The sequence below is a fragment of the Citrobacter sp. CK180 genome (assembly GCF_030333655.1).
Classification (GTDB): Bacteria; Pseudomonadota; Gammaproteobacteria; order Enterobacterales; family Enterobacteriaceae; genus Citrobacter_B; species Citrobacter_B koseri.
Genome location: NZ_JAOWFM010000048.1, coordinates 63600 through 83729, shown reverse-complemented (window position 1 = coordinate 83729; position 20130 = coordinate 63600). Strand labels below are relative to the sequence as shown.

Here is a 20130-nt window from a genome sequence, read left to right as displayed (position 1 = left end):
AAAAGAAAACCCCGGATAGCTTTTGTTATCCGGGGTTCGGCATGATCTGAAAGAAGCGGGATACGATATTCTTTGATACAAAAACAAAGGGGCTACCTTTCGGTAACCCCTTGTTTAATCTGGCGGAAGCGCAGAGATTCGAACTCTGGAACCCTTTCGGGTCGCCGGTTTTCAAGACCGGTGCCTTCAACCGCTCGGCCACACTTCCGGAATGAGGCGCACTATAAACATCCCAATGCGCCGTGTAAAGCCCGAATGTGTTCGTTTGCCTGAAAAACAGGCAAAAAGCTGTTAATAGCCTGAAATAACAACAAATTGACCATTTATTCAGCATAAAAAAGAGGCCCGGCGGCAAATGTTCCGTTGCGCCTCTTTTGTTATGCGCTCATCATCAACCTTTACTGCCGCCTCTTCTCCCCCGTCACGTTTTATGTCGGGTGGGTTTCGCGACAACGCCTGAAATAACATGCTTAACCTGTTAGAGATCAAATGCGTAAAGATGGGTAAAACCGCTGTGTGATTATCAGCGATTTTATTATCCTCTTTCGCTAACTACATCTGTCATAAGAGAGTGACTCATGGATCGTATTATTACTTCTTCACGCGACCGCACATCGCTACTCAGCACCCATAAAGTGCTGCGCAATACCTATTTCCTGCTGAGCCTGACGCTGGCGTTCTCTGCGATCACCGCCACCGCCAGTACGGTACTGATGCTGCCGTCTCCGGGTCTCATTCTGACGCTGGTAGGCATGTACGGTCTGATGTTCCTGACCTATAAAACGGCGAATAAACCCACCGGTATCCTGTCGGCGTTCGCCTTTACCGGCTTCCTGGGCTACATTCTTGGCCCGATTCTCAACGCCTACCTCTCAGCGGGTATGGGCGATGTTATCGGCATGGCGCTGGGCGGTACGGCACTGGTCTTCTTCTGCTGCTCCGCTTATGTCCTGACAACGCGTAAAGACATGTCCTTCCTGGGCGGTATGCTGATGGCGGGTATCGTTGTGGTGTTGATTGGCATGGTTGCGAATATCTTCCTGCAACTGCCTGCGCTGCATCTGGCCATCAGCGCGGTGTTTATCCTGATCTCTTCCGGGGCAATCCTGTTCGAGACCAGCAACATCATCCGTGGCGGTGAGACGAACTACATTCGCGCAACGGTCAGCCTGTATGTCTCGCTGTACAATATCTTCGTCAGCCTGCTGAGCATTCTGGGCTTCGCCAGCCGCGATTAAGATATAAGAACGCATTAACCAGGCCCCGCTTATGCGGGGCTTTGTTTTTTGGTAAACTGGCGCCAGTTTGACTAACGCTGTGAAGAATTTATGTTGATCTTTGAAGGCAAAGAAATCAGTACGGATAGCGAAGGCTATTTAAAAGAGACGGCGGAATGGAGCGAGCCTCTGGCAGTCGCGATTGCTGAAAAGGAAGGTATTACCCTCTCTCCTGAACACTGGGAAGTGGTGCGTTTTGTGCGTGATTTCTACCTGGAGTTTAATACGTCTCCGGCCATCCGCATGCTGGTGAAAGCAATGGCGAATAAGTTTGGCGAAGAAAAAGGCAACAGCCGCTACCTGTATCGCCTGTTTCCGAAAGGTCCGGCAAAGCAGGCAACGAAGATTGCTGGCCTGCCTAAACCGGTGAAATGTATTTAATAGCGGATACGGAAACCTGTTAACTCCTCGCCAGGGCGATGTGGCTCACTCAGAACCCTGTCTACCCTGGCGCTACGTGGCCCACCATCCTTCAGCCACTTCATCAGTTTGTCCACCTGTTCACTTTCGCCACAGGCCACCACCTCCACGCTTCCATCATCCAGATTGCGCGCATAGCCCGTCAGCCCCAGGCGCTGCGCTTCATGCTGCGTGGTATAGCGAAAACCAACGCCCTGAACCCGACCGTGTACCCAGGCGATTATGCAAACTTTCGACATTGTTGTGCTCCTTATCATCGCGGGGCGCGTTGCAAATCCTCGCAAAACTCAGGACAATGGCGCCCATTTCTTTGATTCGACAGAATAGCAAATTATGAGTGTACGTTTAGTGTTAGCCAAAGGGCGCGAAAAATCTTTACTTCGTCGCCATCCGTGGGTCTTTTCCGGTGCCGTAGCCCGAATAGAAGGTAAAGCCAGCCTCGGTGAAACCATCGATATTGTTGACCATCAGGGTAAATGGTTAGCGCGCGGCGCCTATTCTCCCGCCTCGCAAATTCGTGCACGCGTCTGGACATTCGATCAGGCGGAATCCATCGACATTGCGTTCTTCACTCGTCGTCTGCACCAGGCGCAACAGTGGCGCGACTGGCTGGCGAAAAAAGACGGGCTGGACAGCTACCGTCTGATAGCCGGTGAATCCGATGGCTTGCCGGGCATCACTATCGACCGCTTCGGTAACTTCCTGGTTCTGCAACTATTGAGCGCAGGTGCGGAATATCAACGCGCCGCGCTGATCAGCGCGTTGCAAACGCAGTATCCCGAATGTGCGATCTACGACCGCAGCGACGTCGCCGTGCGTAAAAAAGAGGGGATGGAACTCACCCAGGGGCCTGTCACTGGCGAACTGCCGCCGGCCCTGCTGCCCATTGAAGAGCATGGCATGAAGCTGCTGGTGGATATTCAGGGGGGTCATAAGACAGGCTATTACCTCGATCAGCGTGACAGCCGCCTGGCGACGCGTCGCTATGTGGAAAACCAGCGCGTGCTGAACTGCTTCTCCTATACCGGCGGTTTTGCCGTGTCGGCACTGATGGGCGGTTGCCGTCAGGTGGTGAGCGTTGATACATCGCAGGAAGCGCTGGATATCGCGAAGCAAAACGTTGAACTGAACAAACTGGATCTGAGCAAAGCCGAGTTTGTGCGTGACGATGTGTTCAAACTGCTGCGCACCTACCGCGATCGTAGAGAGAAATTCGACGTCATCGTGATGGACCCACCGAAGTTCGTCGAAAATAAAAGCCAGCTGATGGGGGCCTGTCGCGGCTATAAAGATATCAACATGCTGGCTATCCAGTTGTTGAATCCGGGCGGCGTGCTGTTGACGTTCTCCTGTTCCGGCCTGATGACCACAGATTTATTTCAGAAAATCATTGCAGATGCCGCAATAGATGCCGGTCGTGATGTACAATTTATAGAGCAGTTCCGTCAGGCTGCCGATCATCCGGTGATCGCTACCTACCCGGAAGGGCTGTATCTGAAAGGGTTTGCCTGTCGCGTCATGTAACTTGAAAAGTGGAATGTTACCCTCATATTGAGAGTATCTATTTCCCGGGAGGTGACTATGATTGCCAGCAAATTCGGTATCGGCCAGCAGGTCCGCCATTCCCTGTTAGGTTACCTCGGAGTGGTCGTGGATATCGACCCGGAATATTCGCTTGATGAACCGTCACCTGATGAGCTGGCGGTTAACGACGAACTTCGCGCCGCTCCCTGGTATCACGTGGTGATGGAAGATGATGAAGGCCAGCCTGTACATACCTATCTGGCTGAAGCCCAGTTAAGCAGTGAAACGCAAGATGAGCATCCCGAGCAACCCTCGATGGATGAACTGGCGCGCACTATACGCAAACAGCTGCAAGCGCCGCGTCTGCGCAACTGATTCAACGTAAAATGCCCGATAGCGCGACGCTTATCGGGCTTACACGCTATGTCTGAGCCCTTATTTCGCCAGCCCTAAACGCGGAATCTCTATTGCCGGACAGCGATCCATCACGACGTTCAATCCCGCATTTCGCGCCAGCACGGCGGCCTGCTCATTAATTACGCCCAGTTGCATCCATAAGGTCCTCGCGCCAATGGCGATAGCTTCCTGCGCGACGCCCCATGCGGCTTCTGAATTACGGAAGACATCAACCATATCGACCCTTTCCGGTATGTCCGTCAGCTTCGCATAGCCTTTCTGCCCCAACAACGTGGTTCCGGCCACCTTCGGCGAGACAGGAATAACGTGGTAGCCCTGGTCGAGTAAATATTTCATCACACGGTAACTTGGGCGCTCGGGCTTATCACTTGCCCCCACCAGCGCGATGGTACGCGTGGACGTCAAAATGCCAGCGATATCGGTCTCTTTCATCATCTTTCTCCAGGCTGTTTTGCAAAGTGTACGACAAACCTGACATTGCAACCATTCATCCCATACGGACGTATGAGAGCAAAAGCTAAAAATATGTCTATATGTTAGTAAACATGATTAGCATGTTAGTAAACATGATTAGCGAAAAATTTTGATACATTATTAACCGGGCGGTTTTTGGACAGGAGAACCCTATGAAAACCGGCATTATAACCATGTTATTCGTTCTGTATTTGCCGGTAACCGCCTTTGCCACGACCCTTCGTCTTTCAAATGACATTGACCTTTTAGTGTTAGACGGCAAAAAAGTCTCCAGTTCATTGCTGCGCGGCGCGGACAGCATCGAACTGGACAATGGCCCTCATCAGCTTGTGTTTCGCGTTGAGAAAACCATTCGCCTGTCCAGCCACGAGGAACGACTCTACATTTCTCCCCCGCTGGTGATCAGCTTTAACACGCAACTCATCAGCCAGGTCAATTTTCATCTTCCGCATCTGGAAACCGAACGAGAAGCCGCGCATTTTTCCACCACGCCGCGTCTGGAACTGCTGGACGGCGACGCAATGCCGATTCCGGTCAAACTGGATATTCTGGCAATCACCTCGACCGCCAAAATCATTGATTACGAAACCGAAACCGAGCGCTACAACAAAGCCGATAAACGCGCCTCCTTGCCGCAGTTCGCCACGATGATGGCCGATGACAGCACGCTGCTTTCCGGGATCTCTGAGCTGGACGCCGTTCCGCCGCAGTCTCAGGCACTCACGGAGCAACGACTCAAATACTGGTTCAAACAAGCCGATCCGCAAACGCGTAATAACTTCCTGCAATGGGTGGAAAAACAACCGCCCTCCTGACATTTTATGTCGACGCTGGCGAGTATGACGAGTCGGCGCGCATTTTTTTCGTCTTTCTCTTGCAGCGTCAAGCGCTTCCAGTACTCTGTAGCAAGGTTAACTACGGAATTGAACTATGGAACTGACGACTCGCACCTTGCCTGCGCGCAAACACATTGCTCTGGTGGCGCACGACCACTGCAAACAGATGTTAATGAGCTGGGTGGAACGCCACCAGCCGCTGCTGGAAAAGCACGAGCTTTATGCCACAGGCACAACCGGAAACTTAATTCAACGCGCCACGGGTATGAACGTTAACGCAATGCTGAGCGGCCCGATGGGCGGCGATCAGCAGGTCGGCGCCCTGATCTCTGAAGGGAAGATTGATGTGCTGATTTTCTTCTGGGACCCGCTCAATGCCGTTCCGCACGATCCAGATGTGAAGGCGCTCCTGCGTCTGGCTACGGTGTGGAACATTCCGGTCGCCACCAACGCGTCTACGGCTGACTTTATTGTCCAGTCTCCCCATTTTAACGATGCCGTGGATATCCTGATCCCGGATTATCAACGTTACCTGGCTGAACGCCTGAAATAACGCTCCCACAGGCGGCACAAGCCGCCTGCTCTTAAGGCTTCCTCGCCACCGGCACGTCCAGATGCTTAAGATCGTCCACAAAGCGCGACGGATTCTCTTTGTTAAATAACAACCAGACCCGATGCCGGGCGCGCGTCAGCGCCACATACAGCAGTCGCCGCTCTTCCGCATCCGGGAAATCCTCCACCTGCGGCAGTAATGCTTCTTCCATAATCGACTCGCGCGCAGGCGCCGGGAAACCATCACTGCCTTCCTGTAGCCCGACAATAATCACATAGTCAGCCTGCTGGCCCTTACTGGCATGGATGGTCATAAAATCCAGTTGCAGCTTAGGCCAACGGGTCGCCGCTTTTTCAAGACTGGCTGGCTTCAGATGGTGGTAGCGCGCCAGCACCAGAATGCGCTCATCCTCTTTCGCATATCCTGAAAGCTTATCCAGCAAGGCATCCAGCTGGTTTTCATCCAGTAACGTTACCGCTTTCTTATCGCCCGCCGTCAGACTGTTAAGCGGCTTTTTAAGCTGATGCGGATTTTGTTGGATAAAACGATTGGCGATTTCGCCAATGCGCCCGTTAAAACGGTAGGTTGTGTCGAGGTCACAGCGATCGCCCTCGCCAAAAGTGTGATGAAACGCGGTCGTTAAAGAGAGCTGCGCCCCGCTGAAACGGTAAATCGCCTGCCAGTCATCGCCAACGGCAAACAGCGTGCTATGCGAATTTTGTTTGCGCAGCGCCGCCAGCAACGCCGCACGCTGCGGGGAGATATCCTGAAATTCGTCCACCAGAATATGTTTCCAGGGGCTGATAAAACGCCCCTTTTCCAGGATAACGATCGCCTGGTGGATAAGCCCTGAGAAATCGACGGCGTTCTCCTCTTTCAGCGCGCCTTTCCACGCTTTCAGCAACGGCGCCATCAATTTGATGCGCTTACCGAACAGATCGCGAATCTCTTCAGGCGCGCTGGCGATCATCTCAGCCTGAGCGCCGCCATGCATTCGCATCAGGCTCACCCAACGGTCCAGCCGGGAGGCCAGACGGCGCTGTAGCTTTTCATCATCCCAGAAATTGCCCTCAGGCAGCGGCCATTGCATTTCCTCTTCCAGCCACTGCCGCCACCCTTTCGCCTGCGCTTTTTTCTCGCTGCACTGCTGACGCCAGGTTTTGATAAACAGTTTATGTCTCGCGGCAGCGTCGTTTTCCAGTTTGCTGATGGTCGGGACTTTCTTACTCCCCTGCTGAATGATATGCAGCGCCAGGGCGTGGAACGTACGGGCGGCGATCGCGTCCGTATGCAATCTTTCACGAATGCGTTCGTCCATCTCTTCTGCGGCCTTGCGGCCAAAGGCCAGCAGCAGAATTTGCTCAGCCGCCGCTTCTCCCCTGGCTAACAGCCAGCCTGCGCGCGCGACCAGCACAGACGTCTTACCGCTCCCGGCTCCCGCAAGCACCAGCAAAGAATGTTCACCATTGACCACGGCTCTGGCCTGCGCCGGATTCAGCGGCGAGGACTCAATGTTCTGGAAGAAGTCGGCATATTCCGTCAGCATCACCTCGGTATAGGCCTGATTATGCTGCTGGCGGCATCCCTCGATATCGTTCAACCATGCCAGACAGCTACGCCAGGCATCGCGGCAGTTCTCAAACTCCTCCAGGCGATTAACCGGCAGCGGTAATGCAGCAAAAGCGCGGCGAATGTGTTGCTGTAATCCTGACGTTTGCTCGCGCGTTAACCACCGTTTTTCTCCGGTTCGCTCGGCAATAAGATCCCGTTGTTCCTGTAAAACCCGGGCCGCCACCTCGCTCATCTCCTGGCTCCAGCGCTGCCAGTGCGCATCCAGGTAGTGATGAAAACGCTGCGTCTCTGCCCATTCAGTACCGTGCAGACGCACCACTTTGTCATCCGGGAGGACAAACTCAAGCTCCCCCCACACCAGCCCCCGTTTACAATGAATAGCCAGTAACTGATTGAATGGAATAAGATACTCGTGGCGATCGCCCGAGACTTTAATACCGGCATTGAGAATAACGGCCCGATCGTACGGGTGTTGCGCCAGACGTTTTCCAAGAGAAGTTGCTTTCAGTTCCATGACTCAGCGAATCCAGACGAAGAGTATTTCTTGTCAGTGTAACCGCCAGAGAAAACGTGCTCCAGCCCAAAAAAACGTTACAATTGCCTGCAATCACAGAAAACCAGAGTTAGCCGAGGGTTTATGCGTACTGTTCTGAATATTTTAAATTTTGTATTGGGTGGTTTTGCCACCACTCTGGCCTGGCTGCTGGCCACACTCGTCAGCATCGTGCTCATTTTCACATTACCGTTAACCCGCTCATGCTGGGAGATTACAAAACTTTCGCTGCTTCCCTACGGCAATGAGGCCGTTCATGTTGACGAGCTGAACCCGGCAGGGAAAAGCACGTTGTTGAATACCGGCGGTACGGTACTCAATGTTTTCTGGCTGATCGTCTTTGGCTGGTGGCTCTGCCTGATGCACATCGCCTCCGGCATTGCGCAATGCATTACGATCATCGGCATTCCCGTCGGCATCGCGAATTTTAAAATCGCCGCCATTGCGCTCTGGCCGGTAGGACGCCGTGTGGTTTCCGTAGAGACAGCTCGCGCGGCGCGTGAAGCCAGTGCGCGTCGCCGCTTTGAGTAATCAGGACTGATGGCCTTTATGTTAAGTCCCTTGCTCAAACGCTATACCTGGAATAGCACCTGGCTGTATTACGTTCGCATTTTTATCGCGCTGTGCGGCACAACGGCCCTGCCCTGGTGGCTGGGCGATGTCAAACTCACCATACCGTTAACGCTCGGTATGGTCGCCGCCGCCCTGACCGATCTGGATGATCGTCTCACCGGGCGTCTGCGCAATTTAATCATCACATTAATCTGTTTTTTTATCGCCTCCGCTTCCGTGGAACTGCTCTTTCCCTGGCCGTGGCTGTTCGCGATTGGATTAACGCTCTCTACCAGCGGATTCATTCTGCTCGGCGGTTTAGGGCAGCGTTACGCCACCATTGCTTTCGGGGCGCTGCTTATCGCTATTTACACGATGCTGGGCACCTCGCTTTACGACCAGTGGTATCAACAGCCCATTCTGCTCCTTGCTGGCGCCGTATGGTACAACCTGCTGACGCTGACCGGGCATCTGCTCTTCCCGATTCGCCCCTTGCAGGATAATCTGGCGCGCAGCTACGAACAGCTGGCACGCTACCTGGAGTTGAAGTCGCGCTTGTTTGACCCGGATATCGAGGATGAAAGCCAGGCGCCGCTGTATGATTTAGCGCTGGCCAACGGACAACTGATGGCGACGCTGAATCAGACGAAAGTCTCTCTTCTTACCCGCTTACGCGGCGACCGGGGGCAACGGGGAACCCGTCGCACGCTGCACTACTATTTTGTCGCGCAGGATATTCACGAGCGTGCAAGCTCATCGCATATTCAGTATCAGACGTTGCGCGATCATTTCCGCCACAGCGACGTGATGTTCCGTTTCCAGCGCCTGATGTCGATGCAGGGGCAAGCCTGTATGCAGCTCTCACGCTGTATATTACTGCGTACGCCTTATCAGCATGATCCACACTTCGAGCGCGCGTTTACCCATATTGATGCGGCGCTCGAACGTATGCGCGCCGCTGGAGCATCTGCTGACTTACTCAAAACACTGGGCTTTTTATTGTCCAATCTGCGGGCGATTGATGCGCAACTGGCGACAATTGAATCCGAGCAGGCGCAGGCAATGCCGCGCAGCGAATCAGAAAACCTGCTTGCCGACGACAGTCCTCATGGGTTCAGCGATATCTGGCTACGTCTGAGCCGTAACTTCACTCCCGATTCAGCGCTATTTCGCCACGCGGTGCGTATGTCGCTGGTGCTCTGCGTCGGTTACGCGCTGATCCAGATTACCGGCATGACTCACGGTTACTGGATCCTGCTCACCAGCCTGTTCGTCTGCCAGCCTAACTATAACGCCACGCGGCACCGGCTGGCGCTGAGGGTCATCGGGACGCTGGTCGGCGTCGCCATTGGTATACCAATCTTGTGGTTTGTCCCCTCGCTTGAAGGCCAGTTGATACTGCTGGTTATCACCGGCGTACTGTTTTTTGCTTTTCGAAACGTACAGTATGCCCATGCGACGATGTTCATCACCCTGCTGGTGCTACTCTGTTTTAACCTGCTGGGGGAAGGCTTCGAAGTTGCCTTGCCGCGCGTGATCGATACGCTGATCGGCTGTGCGATCGCGTGGGCCGCCGTCAGCTTTATCTGGCCCGACTGGCGCTTTCGTAACCTGCCGTGTGTCCTGCAACGGGCCACGGATGCAAACTGCCGCTACCTGGACGCGATCCTTGAGCAGTATCATCAGGGGCGGGATAACCGGCTGGCCTACCGCATTGCCCGCCGTGACGCCCACAACCGCGATGCCGAGCTGGCCTCGGTGGTGTCGAATATGTCCAGCGAACCCGACGTCACTGCCGAAACTCGTGAAGCGGCGTTCCGGTTACTCTGCCTCAATCATACCTTTACCAGCTATATCTCTGCTCTGGGCGCGCATCGCGAACAGCTCACCAACCCGGATGTCCTGGCGCTGCTGGATGATGCTGTGTGTTATGTCGATGATGCGCTTCACCATCAACCCGCCGATGAACAGCGCGTTCACCAGGAGCTGGCAAGCCTGAAAGAGCGGATTCAGCACCTGGAGCCAAAACCAGACAGTAAAGAACCCCTGGTGGTGCAACAAGTCGGCCTGCTCATTGCATTACTGCCTGAGATCGGTCGTTTACAGCGGCAAATCACGCCGTCGCCTTCTGGTGCTCCGGCGTAAGCGACTGCGCCCACTCAGCAAGCTCCTGGCGGCGTACCGCCGGGAGCGCCGCTTCATGTATGCCAGCGATTGCCCCTTCTAACGCATAGAGAGTTTTCACCGTCAGCAGCTTATTGCTCTCTCTTAGCCGCAGCCAACACATTTTTGCGCCGAGTATCCGCAATGTGTTTTCATCATTAATTCCGGCCTCATGCAGAAGGTTCTCCAGATGAAACGTCACGTTTGGCAGATTCTTCAATCGACGTTGTGAAAAACGGGTACGTTTTTCTTTTATGGCTGCATCCAGCGAATACTGCGATAAAAGCACCAGCTGTTGTTGATCGCGCCATAAGCTTTCATCCACCCGGTAATAATTCAACATAACGGGACGGCCACGTTTCATAAATGTTAACCAGACGGGGGAATGCTTCACGCAATACGCGACGCTTTGCTCACAGGCGCGCAGGTATAGCTCTCCCTCAGCCACCATCGCAAACACCGTATCCTCGATTGTCAGGCTGTAGCTACCAAACAGCGAACGATAGTGAACCGTGCCCAGAGAGGCTAAATATTCTTGTGATTTATAGATCTTGTCATAGGAACGTAATTTCATAAAATCCCTTTTAAATCATAAAGTAAAAGAATGATTTGCAGTAACAGATCCGTTAATGACGAAAATAGGCAACTTATTCTCAGTGAGCAAGATGAATTTCATTTTTACGGTGACAACAGATAAAAATTGCGAGTTTGTTTCCGAAAATAGGGTTGATCTTTATTGGCGGCAGGGTTACTGTATATCCATACAGTAACTCACAGGGCTGGATTGATTATGTACACTTCAGGCTATGCAAATCGTTCTTCGTTGTTCTCTTCCACTGCGGGCAGCATTGCGCGCGTCTCTTCAGAGAACACCACCGCCGGGCTTATTAGCGAAGTGGTCTATCGCGAGGACCAGCCCATGATGACGCAATTACTGCTTTTACCGCTGCTGCAACAACTAGGTCAGCAATCACGCTGGCAGCTCTGGCTGACGCCGCAACAAAAGCTGAGCCGGGAATGGGTTCAATCTGCGGGGCTGCCTTTAACAAAAGTGATGCAGATTAGCCAACTTTCTCCATGCCATACGCTGGAGTCGATGATTCGCGCATTGCGGACGGGCAACTACAGCGTCGTTATCGGTTGGCTGGCGGATGAGCTCAGTGAAGAAGAACACACCCGGCTTGCGCAAGCGGCAGATGAGGGAAATGCGATGGGATTTATCATGCGTCCTGTGAGCGCACACGCTCATGCCACGAGACACCATTCCGGGCTAAAAATTCACTCAAATTTATATCATTGAGTGAAATTAGGATTTATCCTGGAATTTTTTTTCTGCTCTTTGATCTGCTCTGAAGCTTAATACTTTTTGTGTGTGAATGCTTGTCAGAAGCGGTTTCCGCGATTTTCGCTGAGCGATTTCTCAGCAGGAAATGTTAAATATTATGTATACAAGCCTTTTTTTTTCATATGCCTGACGGAGTTCACACTTGTAAGTTTTCAACTACGTTGTAGACTTTACATCGCCAGGGGTGCTCGGCATAAGCCGCAGATATCGGTAGAGTAACTATTGAGCTGATCCCCCGGTGAAGGATTTAACCGTGTTATCTCGTTGGAGATATTCATGGCGTATTTTGGATGATAACGAGGCGCAAAAAATGAAAAAGACAGCTATCGCGATTGCAGTGGCACTGGCTGGTTTCGCTACCGTAGCGCAGGCCGCTCCGAAAGATAACACCTGGTACACTGGTGCCAAACTGGGCTGGTCTCAGTTCCATGATGTTGGCAACAACCAGATCGACAACAACGGCCCGACCCATGAAAGCCAACTGGGTGCCGGTGCGTTCGGTGGTTATCAGGTAAACCCGTACGTTGGTTTTGAAATGGGTTACGACTGGTTAGGTCGTATGCCATACAAAGGCAACACTCAAAACGGTGCATTCAAAGCTCAGGGCGTTCAGCTGACTGCTAAACTGGGTTATCCGATCACTGACGATCTGGATGTCTACACCCGTCTGGGTGGTATGGTTTGGCGCGCAGACGCTCAGAACAACACTGGCTTCAAAGATCACGATACCGGTGTTTCCCCAGTATTCGCTGGTGGCGTAGAGTACGCTGTAACGCGTGACATCGCTACCCGTCTGGAATACCAGTGGACTAACAACATCGGCGACGCAAACACCGTTGGCGGTCGTCCAGATAACGGCCTGTTGAGCGTTGGTGTTTCCTACCGTTTCGGCCAGCAGGAAGAAGCAGCTCCGGTTGCTCCAGCTCCGGCACCGGCTCCAGAAGTACAGACCAAGCACTTCACTCTGAAGTCTGACGTTCTGTTCAACTTCAACAAAGCAACGCTGAAACCAGAAGGCCAGCAGGCTCTGGATCAGATGTACAGCCAGCTGAGCAACCTGGACCCGAAAGACGGTTCCGTCGTGGTTCTGGGCTTCACTGACCGTATCGGTTCCGACGCTTACAACCAGGGTCTGTCCGAAAAACGTGCTCAGTCTGTTGTTGATTACCTGATCTCCAAAGGTATCCCGGCTGACAAAATCTCCGCACGTGGTATGGGCGAATCCAACCCGGTTACTGGCAACACCTGTGACAACGTGAAAGCTCGCGCTGCACTGATCGACTGCCTGGCCCCGGATCGTCGCGTTGAGATCGAAGTTAAAGGCGTTAAAGACGTTGTAACTCAGCCGCAGGCTTAAGTTTCCGTCTAATAAAAAACCCCGCACTGCGGGGTTTTTTTCGTCTGAAACCAGAAGAAAGAAGAAACGAACCGCTACTCTTTCCCCAGTAATGCCTGCAAATCCTGCTTCAGGGTCGACATCTTGCTGGCGTATTTCTCTTTATGTTCCGCATCTTCAATCAACTGCACAATCGTTTCTGAAAGCGTTTTGCCACGTCGCTGCGCGAGTCCCGCCAGACGCTGCCAGACAATAAACTCCAGATCGATAGACTTCTTGCGCGTATGTTGATGCTCGGCATTAAAGTGTCGTTTACGCCGTGCTCGTATGGTCTGCTTCATACGGTTTAACAGCGCAGGATTCATATGCTCTTCAATCCAGGCATTTACCCGAACCGGTTCATTTTCGAGGGTTAGCAACAAATCAACGGCTTCTTTGGCAGCACTGGCTTCCACGTACCGGGTAATCAACTCCCCTTCGCGGTGCTTCTTCACCAGATACTTCCATTTCCAGCCGCTTTCAAGGTTTTCAAGTTGTTGATATTTCATTGCGCTCTCAACGTTACCGTGTAACTCCTATCAGAATATCAGTTTTTTGGGCATCTGAAGAAAAGAATATCCAGCCTGTGAACTCTCACGCGTCATCCTGCACGTTTACATTCGCTTTCCGCGTGTGCAGCGTTGCCTGTTACGGTATAATCGCGTTTTTTACAACAGACTAAAAAACCTCAACTTTGACCATTACGAAACTTGCATGGCGTGATCTGGTTCCTGATACCGACAGTTATCAGGAAATATTTGCACAGCCACACTTTACTGACGAAAGCGCCACCCTACTCAGCGATACTCAACCGCGACTGCAATTTGCGCTGGAACAACTTCTCCAGCCCTGGGCGTCGTCCTCTTTTATGCTGGCGAAAGCGCCGGAAGAGCCCGAGTATCTCACTCTCCTTTCTGATGCGGCCAGAACGTTGCAAGCCGATGCCGGTCAGCTGACCGGGGGCCATTACGAAATTTCGGGCCACACCATCCGTTATCGCGCAGCAGAAAAAGCAGAAGACAATTTTGCCACGTCGGCGCAGGTTGTCAGCGCTGACTGGGTTGAAGCCGAACAGCTGTTTGGCTGTCTGCGCCAGTTTAACGGCGAAATTACGCTGCAACCGGGTCTGGTGCATCAGGCTAACGGCGGCGTTCTGGTGATCTCCTTACGCACCCTTCTGGCGCAGCCGTTGCTGTGGATGCGTCTGAAGGCGATTGTCAGCCATAACCGATTCGACTGGGTCGCGTTTGACGAGTCGCGTCCGTTGCCGGTCTCTGTGCCGTCTATGCCGCTCAAGCTGAAAGTCGTGTTGGTCGGCGAACGTGAATCGTTAGCCGACTTCCAGGAAATGGAGCCGGAACTGGCTGAACAGGCGATTTACAGCGAATTTGAAGATAATCTGCAAATAGTGGATGCCGAAACCATGACCCAGTGGTGTCAGTGGGTTCAGCACACGCTTAAACGCAATAATCTGCCAGCGCCAACGCCTGATGCCTGGCAAGTGCTGGTACGCGAAGCCGTTCGCTACACGGGAGAACAGGACACGCTTCCACTGTGTCCGCTATGGATTTCCCGCCAGTTCAGAGAAGCCGCGCCGTTGTGCCAGGACGGGACATGCAGCGCCGAACAGCTCGCTCTGATGCTTGCCCAACGCGAATGGCGTGAAGGCTATCTTGCGGAGCGCATGCAGGACGAAATCCTGCAAGAGCAGATCCTGATTGAAACGGAAGGCGAGCGCATTGGTCAGATTAACGCCCTTTCCGTCATTGAATTTCCCGGCCATCCGCGCGCGTTTGGCGAGCCTTCACGTATCAGCTGCGTCGTTCATATTGGCGACGGTGAATTCACGGACATCGAGCGAAAAGCCGAGCTTGGCGGTAACATTCATGCCAAGGGGATGATGATCATGCAGGCTTTCCTGATGTCGGAACTACAGCTTGAACAGCAAATCCCGTTCTCCGCCTCGCTAACCTTTGAACAGTCCTATAGTGAAGTGGATGGCGACAGCGCCTCAATGGCAGAACTGTGCGCATTGATCAGCGCTCTGTCCAACGTGCCGGTTAATCAAAATATCGCGATTACCGGTTCCGTCGATCAGTTTGGACGCGCCCAGCCTGTTGGCGGCCTGAATGAAAAAATTGAAGGCTTTTTCACAATTTGTCAGCAGCGTGAACTGACGGGTAAACAAGGCGTTATTATTCCGGCGGCTAACGTGAGACACCTCAGCCTCCAGCCTGCGCTGTTGCAGGCCGTGGAAGAAGAGAAATTCAGCATCTGGGCGGTAGACGACGTAACAGACGCACTGCCGCTTCTGCTTAATCTGGTGTGGGATGGCGAAGGTCAGACAACATTGATGCAGACCATCCAGGAACGTATTGCCCAGGCTACACAACAGGAAGGACGTCATCGTTTTCCCTGGCCGCTACGTTGGCTAAACTGGTTTATACCGAACTGATCGGACTTGTTCAGCGTACACGTGTTAGCTATCCTGCGTGCTTCAATAAAATAAGGCTTACAGAGAACATGGTAGATAAACGCGAATCCTATACAAAAGAAGACCTTCTTGCCTCTGGTCGCGGTGAACTGTTTGGCGCTAAAGGCCCACAACTGCCGGCACCAAACATGCTGATGATGGACCGTGTCATCAAAATGACAGAGACTGGCGGTAACTTCGACAAAGGTTATGTTGAAGCTGAGCTGGATATCAATCCAGATCTCTGGTTCTTCGGATGCCACTTTATCGGCGATCCGGTTATGCCGGGCTGCCTGGGTCTGGACGCAATGTGGCAGTTGGTTGGATTCTATCTCGGCTGGCTGGGCGGCGAAGGTAAAGGCCGTGCGCTGGGCGTAGGTGAAGTGAAATTTACCGGTCAGGTTCTGCCAAGCGCGAAGAAAGTGACCTACCGTATTCACTTCAAACGTATCGTTAACCGTCGTCTGATCATGGGTCTGGCGGATGGCGAAGTTCTGGTTGATGGCCGTCTGATCTACACCGCCAACGACCTGAAAGTAGGTCTGTTCCAGGACACGTCAGCGTTCTGATCGCGGATATTTCCAGGTCTGATAAGCGTTGCCATAAGCGCGGCGTCATTGCCGGATGGCAGCATAACCACGTTATCTGACCTGCCTGTAAAAAGGCGAAACCTCCGCACTGCGGAGGTTTCTTTTTTCTAAAGAGACAGAATCAGGCCATTACTACCCTGTCCGCCATGGCTTCTCGCCAACCTCCCAGCCAGTGCGACCTCTGATTCAGCGTCTGATAGGGACACATTTCTTTTGAGCGTCCGGCAATGCCGGCCTGATATCCACGTTGATGTGCCCGTTCCAGGCGATCTCGTTTTTGTCTCTTCATGCCTCGTTTCCCTCATCTTCATGTCTGGTGGAAAAGAAAACAGTGATTACGAAATGTGCAATCACAGTAAACGAATACCGCGAAAAAGTTGTCCCGTCAATGCGCAAAATTCACGCCATTGTCATATTTGTGAGCTACTCAATAAATCATTTGTACAAAAATTGTGAGCCAGAACAGCTATTTTCACCGGGCAGAAAAACAAAAAAACCGCCCCCGGCGACGTGCCGAAAGCGGTTAAATTTACAATATTTTTAACTTATGGTATTTGCTTCAGCGCCTGAGCGATAGCGGCGGCTTCCTGATTCCAGGCGGCTGCCAGCACCTTGACCATTTCGTCATACCCGTCCTGCTGCTGCGCGGTTTCGATGTGGAATGGGCGCTTAATCAACTGCCCCTGATGGTTCAGCAGCCACTCCCCGCTTACGATAACTTTGCCATCATAACGGCCATGAAATCCCATCACCGTCACGTTAAGCGTATCCTGCACGCTGCCCAGCGGCTGTGAGGCAACCACCCAGCCCGGAAGCTGGGCGCTCAGATTCGCCACCAGCGTATTGCGCAACTGCTGGTCCAGCGGGCTGGCCCAAAGATTGTTACTCGCAATCACGTACTGCACATCACTGGTTTGATACACCACGCCGTTGCCCGCCAGGTAGTCCGGCACTGAAACCTGTTCCACCCACAATAAGCGGTTTCCCTGGCTTGCCGTACTCTGTACGCCCCCTTGCGCGACGGGTAGCTGGTAGTAGCTCTTGTTTTCTCCGCTACTGCTACATGACGTTAACCAGAACGCCATCATCACCACTAGCCACTTTTTCATTGTTTCGCCCTCTTCGGCTCTGGATCTTTCTTGTCATTCGCTTCAAATACCAGCGCGTTGCTCTTTTCGTTCAGCGTTTTCAATACCGGTTGCAGTTCGCGGAGAACCTGATCAAGACGCTGCATATCCGCCACCATCTTGTTATACGCCGCGGAGCCAGGCTGGAAGCCCTGCATGCTGCGGTTCAGTTCGCGCAAGGTGTTCTGCATATCCGCCGGAAGCTGCTGCATCGACTGGCTGGAGGTAATCTTGTTCATATTATCCAGCGTGGTTTGCAGATGCTTCATCGTCCGCTGGCTTTCCGACAGCGTATTGGTCGCCTGTTGAATCATCGGGTTCAGCGGCAGGTTATTAATTTTATCCAGCGCTTCCATCAGACGCTGCTGGATTTGCGCCAGACCGCCGCTTACCGTCGGGATGATCTGATAACCGTTAAACTCATGAATGCCCGTAATTGGCGGCTCTTTCGGATAGAAGTCCAGATCAACATACAGCGCGCCGGTCACCAGATTGCCCGTTTTCAGTGAACCGCGCAGGCCGCGTTTGAGCAGTTCGGCCAGATGCGCGCCGACATCCGTCTCTTCGTCCAATTGTGCTTTCAGGCGTTCCGGCTCAATGCGTACCAGCACCGGAATACGGTAGTCAGTGTTAAACACCTGACGCATATTCGGCGCAAAGAAAGGCACTTTGCTGACCGTACCCAGGCGAATCCCGCGAAACTCCAGCGGTGCGCCCGGTTGCAGGCCGCGAATCGAATCTTTAAAGAACATCAGATAGTCGATGTGGTCGGTATACAGCGAATCCTGAATGCTTCGCTGATCGTCATACAGGCTGAAAGCAGTTTTTTCCGCAACCGGCTGCCCCAGTTCAAGCCCTTCCGGCACGTCAAAGCTCACGCCACCGCCAAACAGCGTGCTTAGCGATCCCATTTCAACCCGCATACCGGCAGAAGTCAGATCCACCGCAATACCGCTGTCCTTCCAGAAACGGACGTTGCTGGTCACCAGCCGATCGTTTGGCGCATTAATGAAGAGTTGATAGCTGATGGAGCGTTTTTGCGGATCGAAGGTGCTGGTTTCAACCGAGCCAACGCGGTAACCACGGAAAAGCACCGGATCGCCCGGACTGAGCTGCCCGGCTTTTTTGCTGTCAAGAATAACGCGGATGCCTTTCGCATCTGGCGGCGCCAGAGGTGGGGAATCCAGCAACTGGTAATCCTCCAGCCTGTTACCTTTCGTCCCCGGCTGCAACTCAATATAAGCCCCGGACAGCAACGTGCCTAAGCCGCTGATCCCTTCACGCCCGACCTGCGGTTTCACCACCCAAAAGACCGAATCTTTGTGCAGCAGTTTTTCCATGCCGGAATGCAGTCTGGCCTTGATCTCTACATGCGTAAGATCGTCGGTCAGCGTCGCGCTTTCCACCACCCCCACATCCACGCTACGGCTCTTGATGGTGGTCTTACCGCCTTCAATACCTTCAGCATTCGTGGTGATCAAGGTGACTTCAGGCCCCTGATGGCTGTAGTGATAAAACAGCACCCATGCCCCAATCAGCGCAGTGACGATAGGGAATATCCACACGGGAGACCAGTTTTTTACCTTCTGCACTTTGGCTTCCCCATTTTTAGATTCCATACTGTCAGGACTCCTCATGGCCTGGTTCAGGTTCACGATCCCACGACAGACGCGGATCAAAGGTCATCGCAGAAAACATTGTCATAATGACGACTAAAGCAAACATCAATGCACCCATCGCTGGATAAATATTCATTAACCCCCCCATGCGCACCAGCGCAGAGAGTACGGCAATTACAAACACATCAATCATTGACCAGCGGCCAACAAATTCCACCACCTCATAAATCAGGTGCATTCTTTCACTGTCGCGTTTGCCATGCCCTTTCGCATCCCAGCACAGCCAGGCAATCGCAATCATTTTTAGCGTTGGCACCATAATACTGGCAATAAAAATAACCGCCGCCACCGGATAAGACCCTTCACTCCAGAGCAAAACGACCCCGGCGAGGATCGTAGAAGGCATCTTCGATCCCAATAAATCGGTGATCATGATCGGCATGATATTCGCGGGCAGATAAAGCATGATCGACGTAAATAACAGAGCCAGCGTCCATTGCAGGCTGTTTTTGCGTCGCACATGACCCTTTGCATGACAGCGCGGACACACTAATTCATTCTCCGGGAGAATGGCCGTACAGCAGGAGCAGGAACGCAGTCCCTGGCGGATGCCGGTAACGCCAGGTTTCAGCGGCTGCGCCAGCACAGGCATCGGCGTAATATCGTCCCATAACCAACGGCGATCGACGCACTGAAACGCGCGCAATTGCAGGATGCAGAAAAAACACCACGGAATAAAACTGCTTCCAACCCCGATATCCCCGTAAGCCATCAGCTTAACAAAACTGACCAGCACGCCTGCGAGGAAGATCTCCGCCATTCCCCAGGTTTTTAGCTGGAACAGCACGCGCGCCAGAACCTTTTTCACACGTAGCGGCAATTCGACGCGATTCACAAGCAATAATATCGTCACCAGACAAAAAGCCGGAACCAACTGGACAAACAGCAAAAAGAAGGTGCCAAGGCTGGCGTAATTTTCCGAAAACATGACGCCGGGGATTTCAAGCAGCGTGACTTCGCTCCTCACACCCGCGACGTTCATATTCACGAAAGGGAAAAGATTGGAAAGCAACAGCATAAACAACGCCACTAACGAATAGGCGGTGGGACGCTGCCTTGGCGCGTCCCACTCGGTCGTCAGCGTTGTGCCACATCTTGGACATGCCGCTTTCTGCCCATGCTCAAGGTGGGGCAACGCCACCAGCATGTCACATTGCGAGCATAAAATGTGCTTCGCAGCATGATGATGTTCGCACATAT

General features: G+C 52.9%; 21 protein-coding genes and 1 tRNA gene. 12 read left to right on the top strand and 10 right to left on the bottom strand.

From position 1 onward, the window contains the following. Nucleotides 1–120: 120 nt before the first annotated feature. Nucleotides 121–208 (bottom strand) — tRNA-Ser (locus OGV50_RS11420). 370 nt (nt 209–578) lie between these two features. Between OGV50_RS11420 and yccA the strand changes: the two genes are divergently transcribed. Together yccA and tusE are read left to right on the top strand one after the other, a co-directional pair. Further along, the gene (gene yccA, locus OGV50_RS11415) at nt 579–1238 is read left to right on the top strand and encodes an FtsH protease modulator YccA (protein WP_012132952.1); all 660 of its coding nucleotides are present in this window, start codon (nt 579–581) and stop codon (nt 1236–1238) included. A 90-nt stretch (nt 1239–1328) separates the two neighbouring features. Continuing rightward, the gene (gene tusE / locus OGV50_RS11410; RefSeq protein ID WP_012132953.1) at nt 1329–1658 is read left to right on the top strand and encodes a sulfurtransferase TusE; all 330 of its coding nucleotides are present in this window, start codon (nt 1329–1331) and stop codon (nt 1656–1658) included. Here the strand turns inward: tusE and yccX are convergent. Then, nucleotides 1655–1936 carry an acylphosphatase gene (gene yccX, locus OGV50_RS11405; protein ID WP_012132954.1) on the bottom strand — a complete coding sequence of 94 codons (282 nt, stop codon included), beginning with the start codon at nt 1934–1936 and terminating at the stop codon, nt 1655–1657. The two genes, tusE and yccX, sit on opposite strands and share 4 nt — an antisense overlap. 94 nt (nt 1937–2030) lie before the next feature. On the opposite strand from yccX, the gene rlmI reads away from it, so the two are divergent. Both rlmI and hspQ read left to right on the top strand, forming a co-directional pair. Then, on the top strand, nt 2031–3221 hold the full coding sequence (gene rlmI, locus OGV50_RS11400; protein ID WP_286488545.1) for a 23S rRNA (cytosine(1962)-C(5))-methyltransferase RlmI: 1191 nt from the start codon (nt 2031–2033) through the stop codon (nt 3219–3221). Nucleotides 3222–3278: 57 nt separating this feature from the next. Further along, a complete protein-coding gene (hspQ, locus tag OGV50_RS11395) occupies nt 3279–3596 on the top strand; it encodes a heat shock protein HspQ (protein ID WP_012132956.1) in 318 nt (105 codons plus the stop codon). Nucleotides 3597–3656: 60 nt separating this feature from the next. On the opposite strand, the gene OGV50_RS11390 is transcribed toward hspQ, so the two are convergent. Beyond that, nucleotides 3657–4070 carry a CoA-binding protein gene (locus tag OGV50_RS11390; protein WP_047457710.1) on the bottom strand — a complete coding sequence of 138 codons (414 nt, stop codon included), beginning with the start codon at nt 4068–4070 and terminating at the stop codon, nt 3657–3659. Nucleotides 4071–4264: 194 nt separating this feature from the next. Here OGV50_RS11390 and csgI point away from each other — a divergent pair, with 194 nt between their 5' ends. Together csgI and mgsA are read left to right on the top strand one after the other, a co-directional pair. Then, nucleotides 4265–4927, top strand: a complete 663-nt coding sequence (gene csgI, locus OGV50_RS11385) for a curli synthesis inhibitor (protein ID WP_153258381.1) — start codon at nt 4265–4267, stop codon at nt 4925–4927. Between the two features lie 115 nt (nt 4928–5042). Continuing rightward, a complete protein-coding gene (gene mgsA, locus OGV50_RS11380; protein WP_012132960.1) occupies nt 5043–5501 on the top strand; it encodes a methylglyoxal synthase in 459 nt (152 codons plus the stop codon). A 31-nt stretch (nt 5502–5532) separates the two neighbouring features. Here mgsA and helD read toward each other — a convergent pair whose 3' ends face one another. Further along, the gene (gene helD, locus OGV50_RS11375) at nt 5533–7587 is read right to left on the bottom strand and encodes a DNA helicase IV (protein WP_200092430.1); all 2055 of its coding nucleotides are present in this window, start codon (nt 7585–7587) and stop codon (nt 5533–5535) included. A 123-nt stretch (nt 7588–7710) separates the two neighbouring features. Between helD and OGV50_RS11370 the strand changes: the two genes are divergently transcribed. Continuing rightward, on the top strand, nt 7711–8157 hold the full coding sequence (locus tag OGV50_RS11370) for a YccF domain-containing protein (protein WP_012132963.1): 447 nt from the start codon (nt 7711–7713) through the stop codon (nt 8155–8157). A gap of 18 nt (nt 8158–8175) precedes the next feature. After that, nucleotides 8176–10323, top strand: a complete 2148-nt coding sequence (yccS, locus tag OGV50_RS11365; protein ID WP_024130467.1) for a YccS family putative transporter — start codon at nt 8176–8178, stop codon at nt 10321–10323. Here the strand turns inward: yccS and OGV50_RS11360 are convergent. Further along, complete coding sequence (locus tag OGV50_RS11360; protein ID WP_200092428.1) at nt 10292–10915, bottom strand: TfoX/Sxy family DNA transformation protein; 624 nt, start codon at nt 10913–10915, stop codon at nt 10292–10294. The genes yccS and OGV50_RS11360 overlap by 32 nt on opposite strands. Nucleotides 10916–11131: 216 nt before the next feature. Between OGV50_RS11360 and sulA the strand changes: the two genes are divergently transcribed. Both sulA and ompA read left to right on the top strand, forming a co-directional pair. Continuing rightward, a complete protein-coding gene (gene sulA, locus OGV50_RS11355; protein ID WP_012132966.1) occupies nt 11132–11641 on the top strand; it encodes an SOS-induced cell division inhibitor SulA in 510 nt (169 codons plus the stop codon). Between the two features lie 355 nt (nt 11642–11996). Continuing rightward, nucleotides 11997–13043, top strand: a complete 1047-nt coding sequence (gene ompA / locus OGV50_RS11350) for a porin OmpA (protein WP_047463714.1) — start codon at nt 11997–11999, stop codon at nt 13041–13043. 74 nt (nt 13044–13117) lie between these two features. Here ompA and matP read toward each other — a convergent pair whose 3' ends face one another. After that, the gene (gene matP, locus OGV50_RS11345; protein WP_012132968.1) at nt 13118–13570 is read right to left on the bottom strand and encodes a macrodomain Ter protein MatP; all 453 of its coding nucleotides are present in this window, start codon (nt 13568–13570) and stop codon (nt 13118–13120) included. Nucleotides 13571–13755: 185 nt separating this feature from the next. Here matP and OGV50_RS11340 point away from each other — a divergent pair, with 185 nt between their 5' ends. After that, nucleotides 13756–15516 carry an AAA family ATPase gene (locus OGV50_RS11340; RefSeq protein ID WP_104868827.1) on the top strand — a complete coding sequence of 587 codons (1761 nt, stop codon included), beginning with the start codon at nt 13756–13758 and terminating at the stop codon, nt 15514–15516. A 68-nt stretch (nt 15517–15584) separates the two neighbouring features. Continuing rightward, the gene (fabA, locus tag OGV50_RS11335) at nt 15585–16103 is read left to right on the top strand and encodes a bifunctional 3-hydroxydecanoyl-ACP dehydratase/trans-2-decenoyl-ACP isomerase (RefSeq protein WP_012132970.1); all 519 of its coding nucleotides are present in this window, start codon (nt 15585–15587) and stop codon (nt 16101–16103) included. Nucleotides 16104–16245: 142 nt separating this feature from the next. Here the strand turns inward: fabA and rmf are convergent, their stop codons facing one another. The 4 genes from rmf to pqiA form a co-directional block, all read right to left on the bottom strand. Next, the gene (gene rmf, locus OGV50_RS11330) at nt 16246–16413 is read right to left on the bottom strand and encodes a ribosome modulation factor (RefSeq protein ID WP_012905338.1); all 168 of its coding nucleotides are present in this window, start codon (nt 16411–16413) and stop codon (nt 16246–16248) included. A gap of 256 nt (nt 16414–16669) precedes the next feature. Next, nucleotides 16670–17233, bottom strand: coding sequence for a membrane integrity-associated transporter subunit PqiC (gene pqiC / locus OGV50_RS11325; protein WP_115609413.1), 564 nt, complete (start codon nt 17231–17233; stop codon nt 16670–16672). Beyond that, entirely contained in the window at nt 17230–18870 is a 1641-nt protein-coding gene (gene pqiB, locus OGV50_RS11320) for an intermembrane transport protein PqiB (RefSeq protein WP_286488544.1), read from the bottom strand. The genes pqiC and pqiB overlap by 4 nt, the downstream gene beginning before the upstream one ends. A 4-nt stretch (nt 18871–18874) precedes the next feature. Beyond that, nucleotides 18875–20128, bottom strand: a complete 1254-nt coding sequence (gene pqiA, locus OGV50_RS11315; RefSeq protein ID WP_024130471.1) for a membrane integrity-associated transporter subunit PqiA — start codon at nt 20126–20128, stop codon at nt 18875–18877. Between the last annotated feature and the right edge of the window lie 2 nt (nt 20129–20130).

Excerpts from the sequence above, each read along its gene's own strand:
- yccA (WP_012132952.1), top strand. The coding sequence starts at position 579 with ATGGATCGTATTATTACTTCTTCACGCGACCGCACATCGCTACTCAGC.
- tusE (WP_012132953.1), top strand. The coding sequence starts at position 1,329 with ATGTTGATCTTTGAAGGCAAAGAAATCAGTACGGATAGCGAAGGCTAT.
- yccX (WP_012132954.1), bottom strand. The coding sequence starts at position 1,936 with ATGTCGAAAGTTTGCATAATCGCCTGGGTACACGGTCGGGTTCAGGGC.
- rlmI (WP_286488545.1), top strand. The coding sequence starts at position 2,031 with ATGAGTGTACGTTTAGTGTTAGCCAAAGGGCGCGAAAAATCTTTACTT.
- hspQ (WP_012132956.1), top strand. The coding sequence starts at position 3,279 with ATGATTGCCAGCAAATTCGGTATCGGCCAGCAGGTCCGCCATTCCCTG.
- OGV50_RS11390 (WP_047457710.1), bottom strand. The coding sequence starts at position 4,070 with ATGAAAGAGACCGATATCGCTGGCATTTTGACGTCCACGCGTACCATC.
- csgI (WP_153258381.1), top strand. The coding sequence starts at position 4,265 with ATGAAAACCGGCATTATAACCATGTTATTCGTTCTGTATTTGCCGGTA.
- mgsA (WP_012132960.1), top strand. The coding sequence starts at position 5,043 with ATGGAACTGACGACTCGCACCTTGCCTGCGCGCAAACACATTGCTCTG.
- helD (WP_200092430.1), bottom strand. The coding sequence starts at position 7,587 with ATGGAACTGAAAGCAACTTCTCTTGGAAAACGTCTGGCGCAACACCCG.
- OGV50_RS11370 (WP_012132963.1), top strand. The coding sequence starts at position 7,711 with ATGCGTACTGTTCTGAATATTTTAAATTTTGTATTGGGTGGTTTTGCC.
- yccS (WP_024130467.1), top strand. The coding sequence starts at position 8,176 with ATGTTAAGTCCCTTGCTCAAACGCTATACCTGGAATAGCACCTGGCTG.
- OGV50_RS11360 (WP_200092428.1), bottom strand. The coding sequence starts at position 10,915 with ATGAAATTACGTTCCTATGACAAGATCTATAAATCACAAGAATATTTA.
- sulA (WP_012132966.1), top strand. The coding sequence starts at position 11,132 with ATGTACACTTCAGGCTATGCAAATCGTTCTTCGTTGTTCTCTTCCACT.
- ompA (WP_047463714.1), top strand. The coding sequence starts at position 11,997 with ATGAAAAAGACAGCTATCGCGATTGCAGTGGCACTGGCTGGTTTCGCT.
- matP (WP_012132968.1), bottom strand. The coding sequence starts at position 13,570 with ATGAAATATCAACAACTTGAAAACCTTGAAAGCGGCTGGAAATGGAAG.
- fabA (WP_012132970.1), top strand. The coding sequence starts at position 15,585 with ATGGTAGATAAACGCGAATCCTATACAAAAGAAGACCTTCTTGCCTCT.
- rmf (WP_012905338.1), bottom strand. The coding sequence starts at position 16,413 with ATGAAGAGACAAAAACGAGATCGCCTGGAACGGGCACATCAACGTGGA.
- pqiC (WP_115609413.1), bottom strand. The coding sequence starts at position 17,233 with ATGAAAAAGTGGCTAGTGGTGATGATGGCGTTCTGGTTAACGTCATGT.
- pqiB (WP_286488544.1), bottom strand. The coding sequence starts at position 18,870 with ATGGAATCTAAAAATGGGGAAGCCAAAGTGCAGAAGGTAAAAAACTGG.
- pqiA (WP_024130471.1), bottom strand. The coding sequence starts at position 20,128 with ATGTGCGAACATCATCATGCTGCGAAGCACATTTTATGCTCGCAATGT.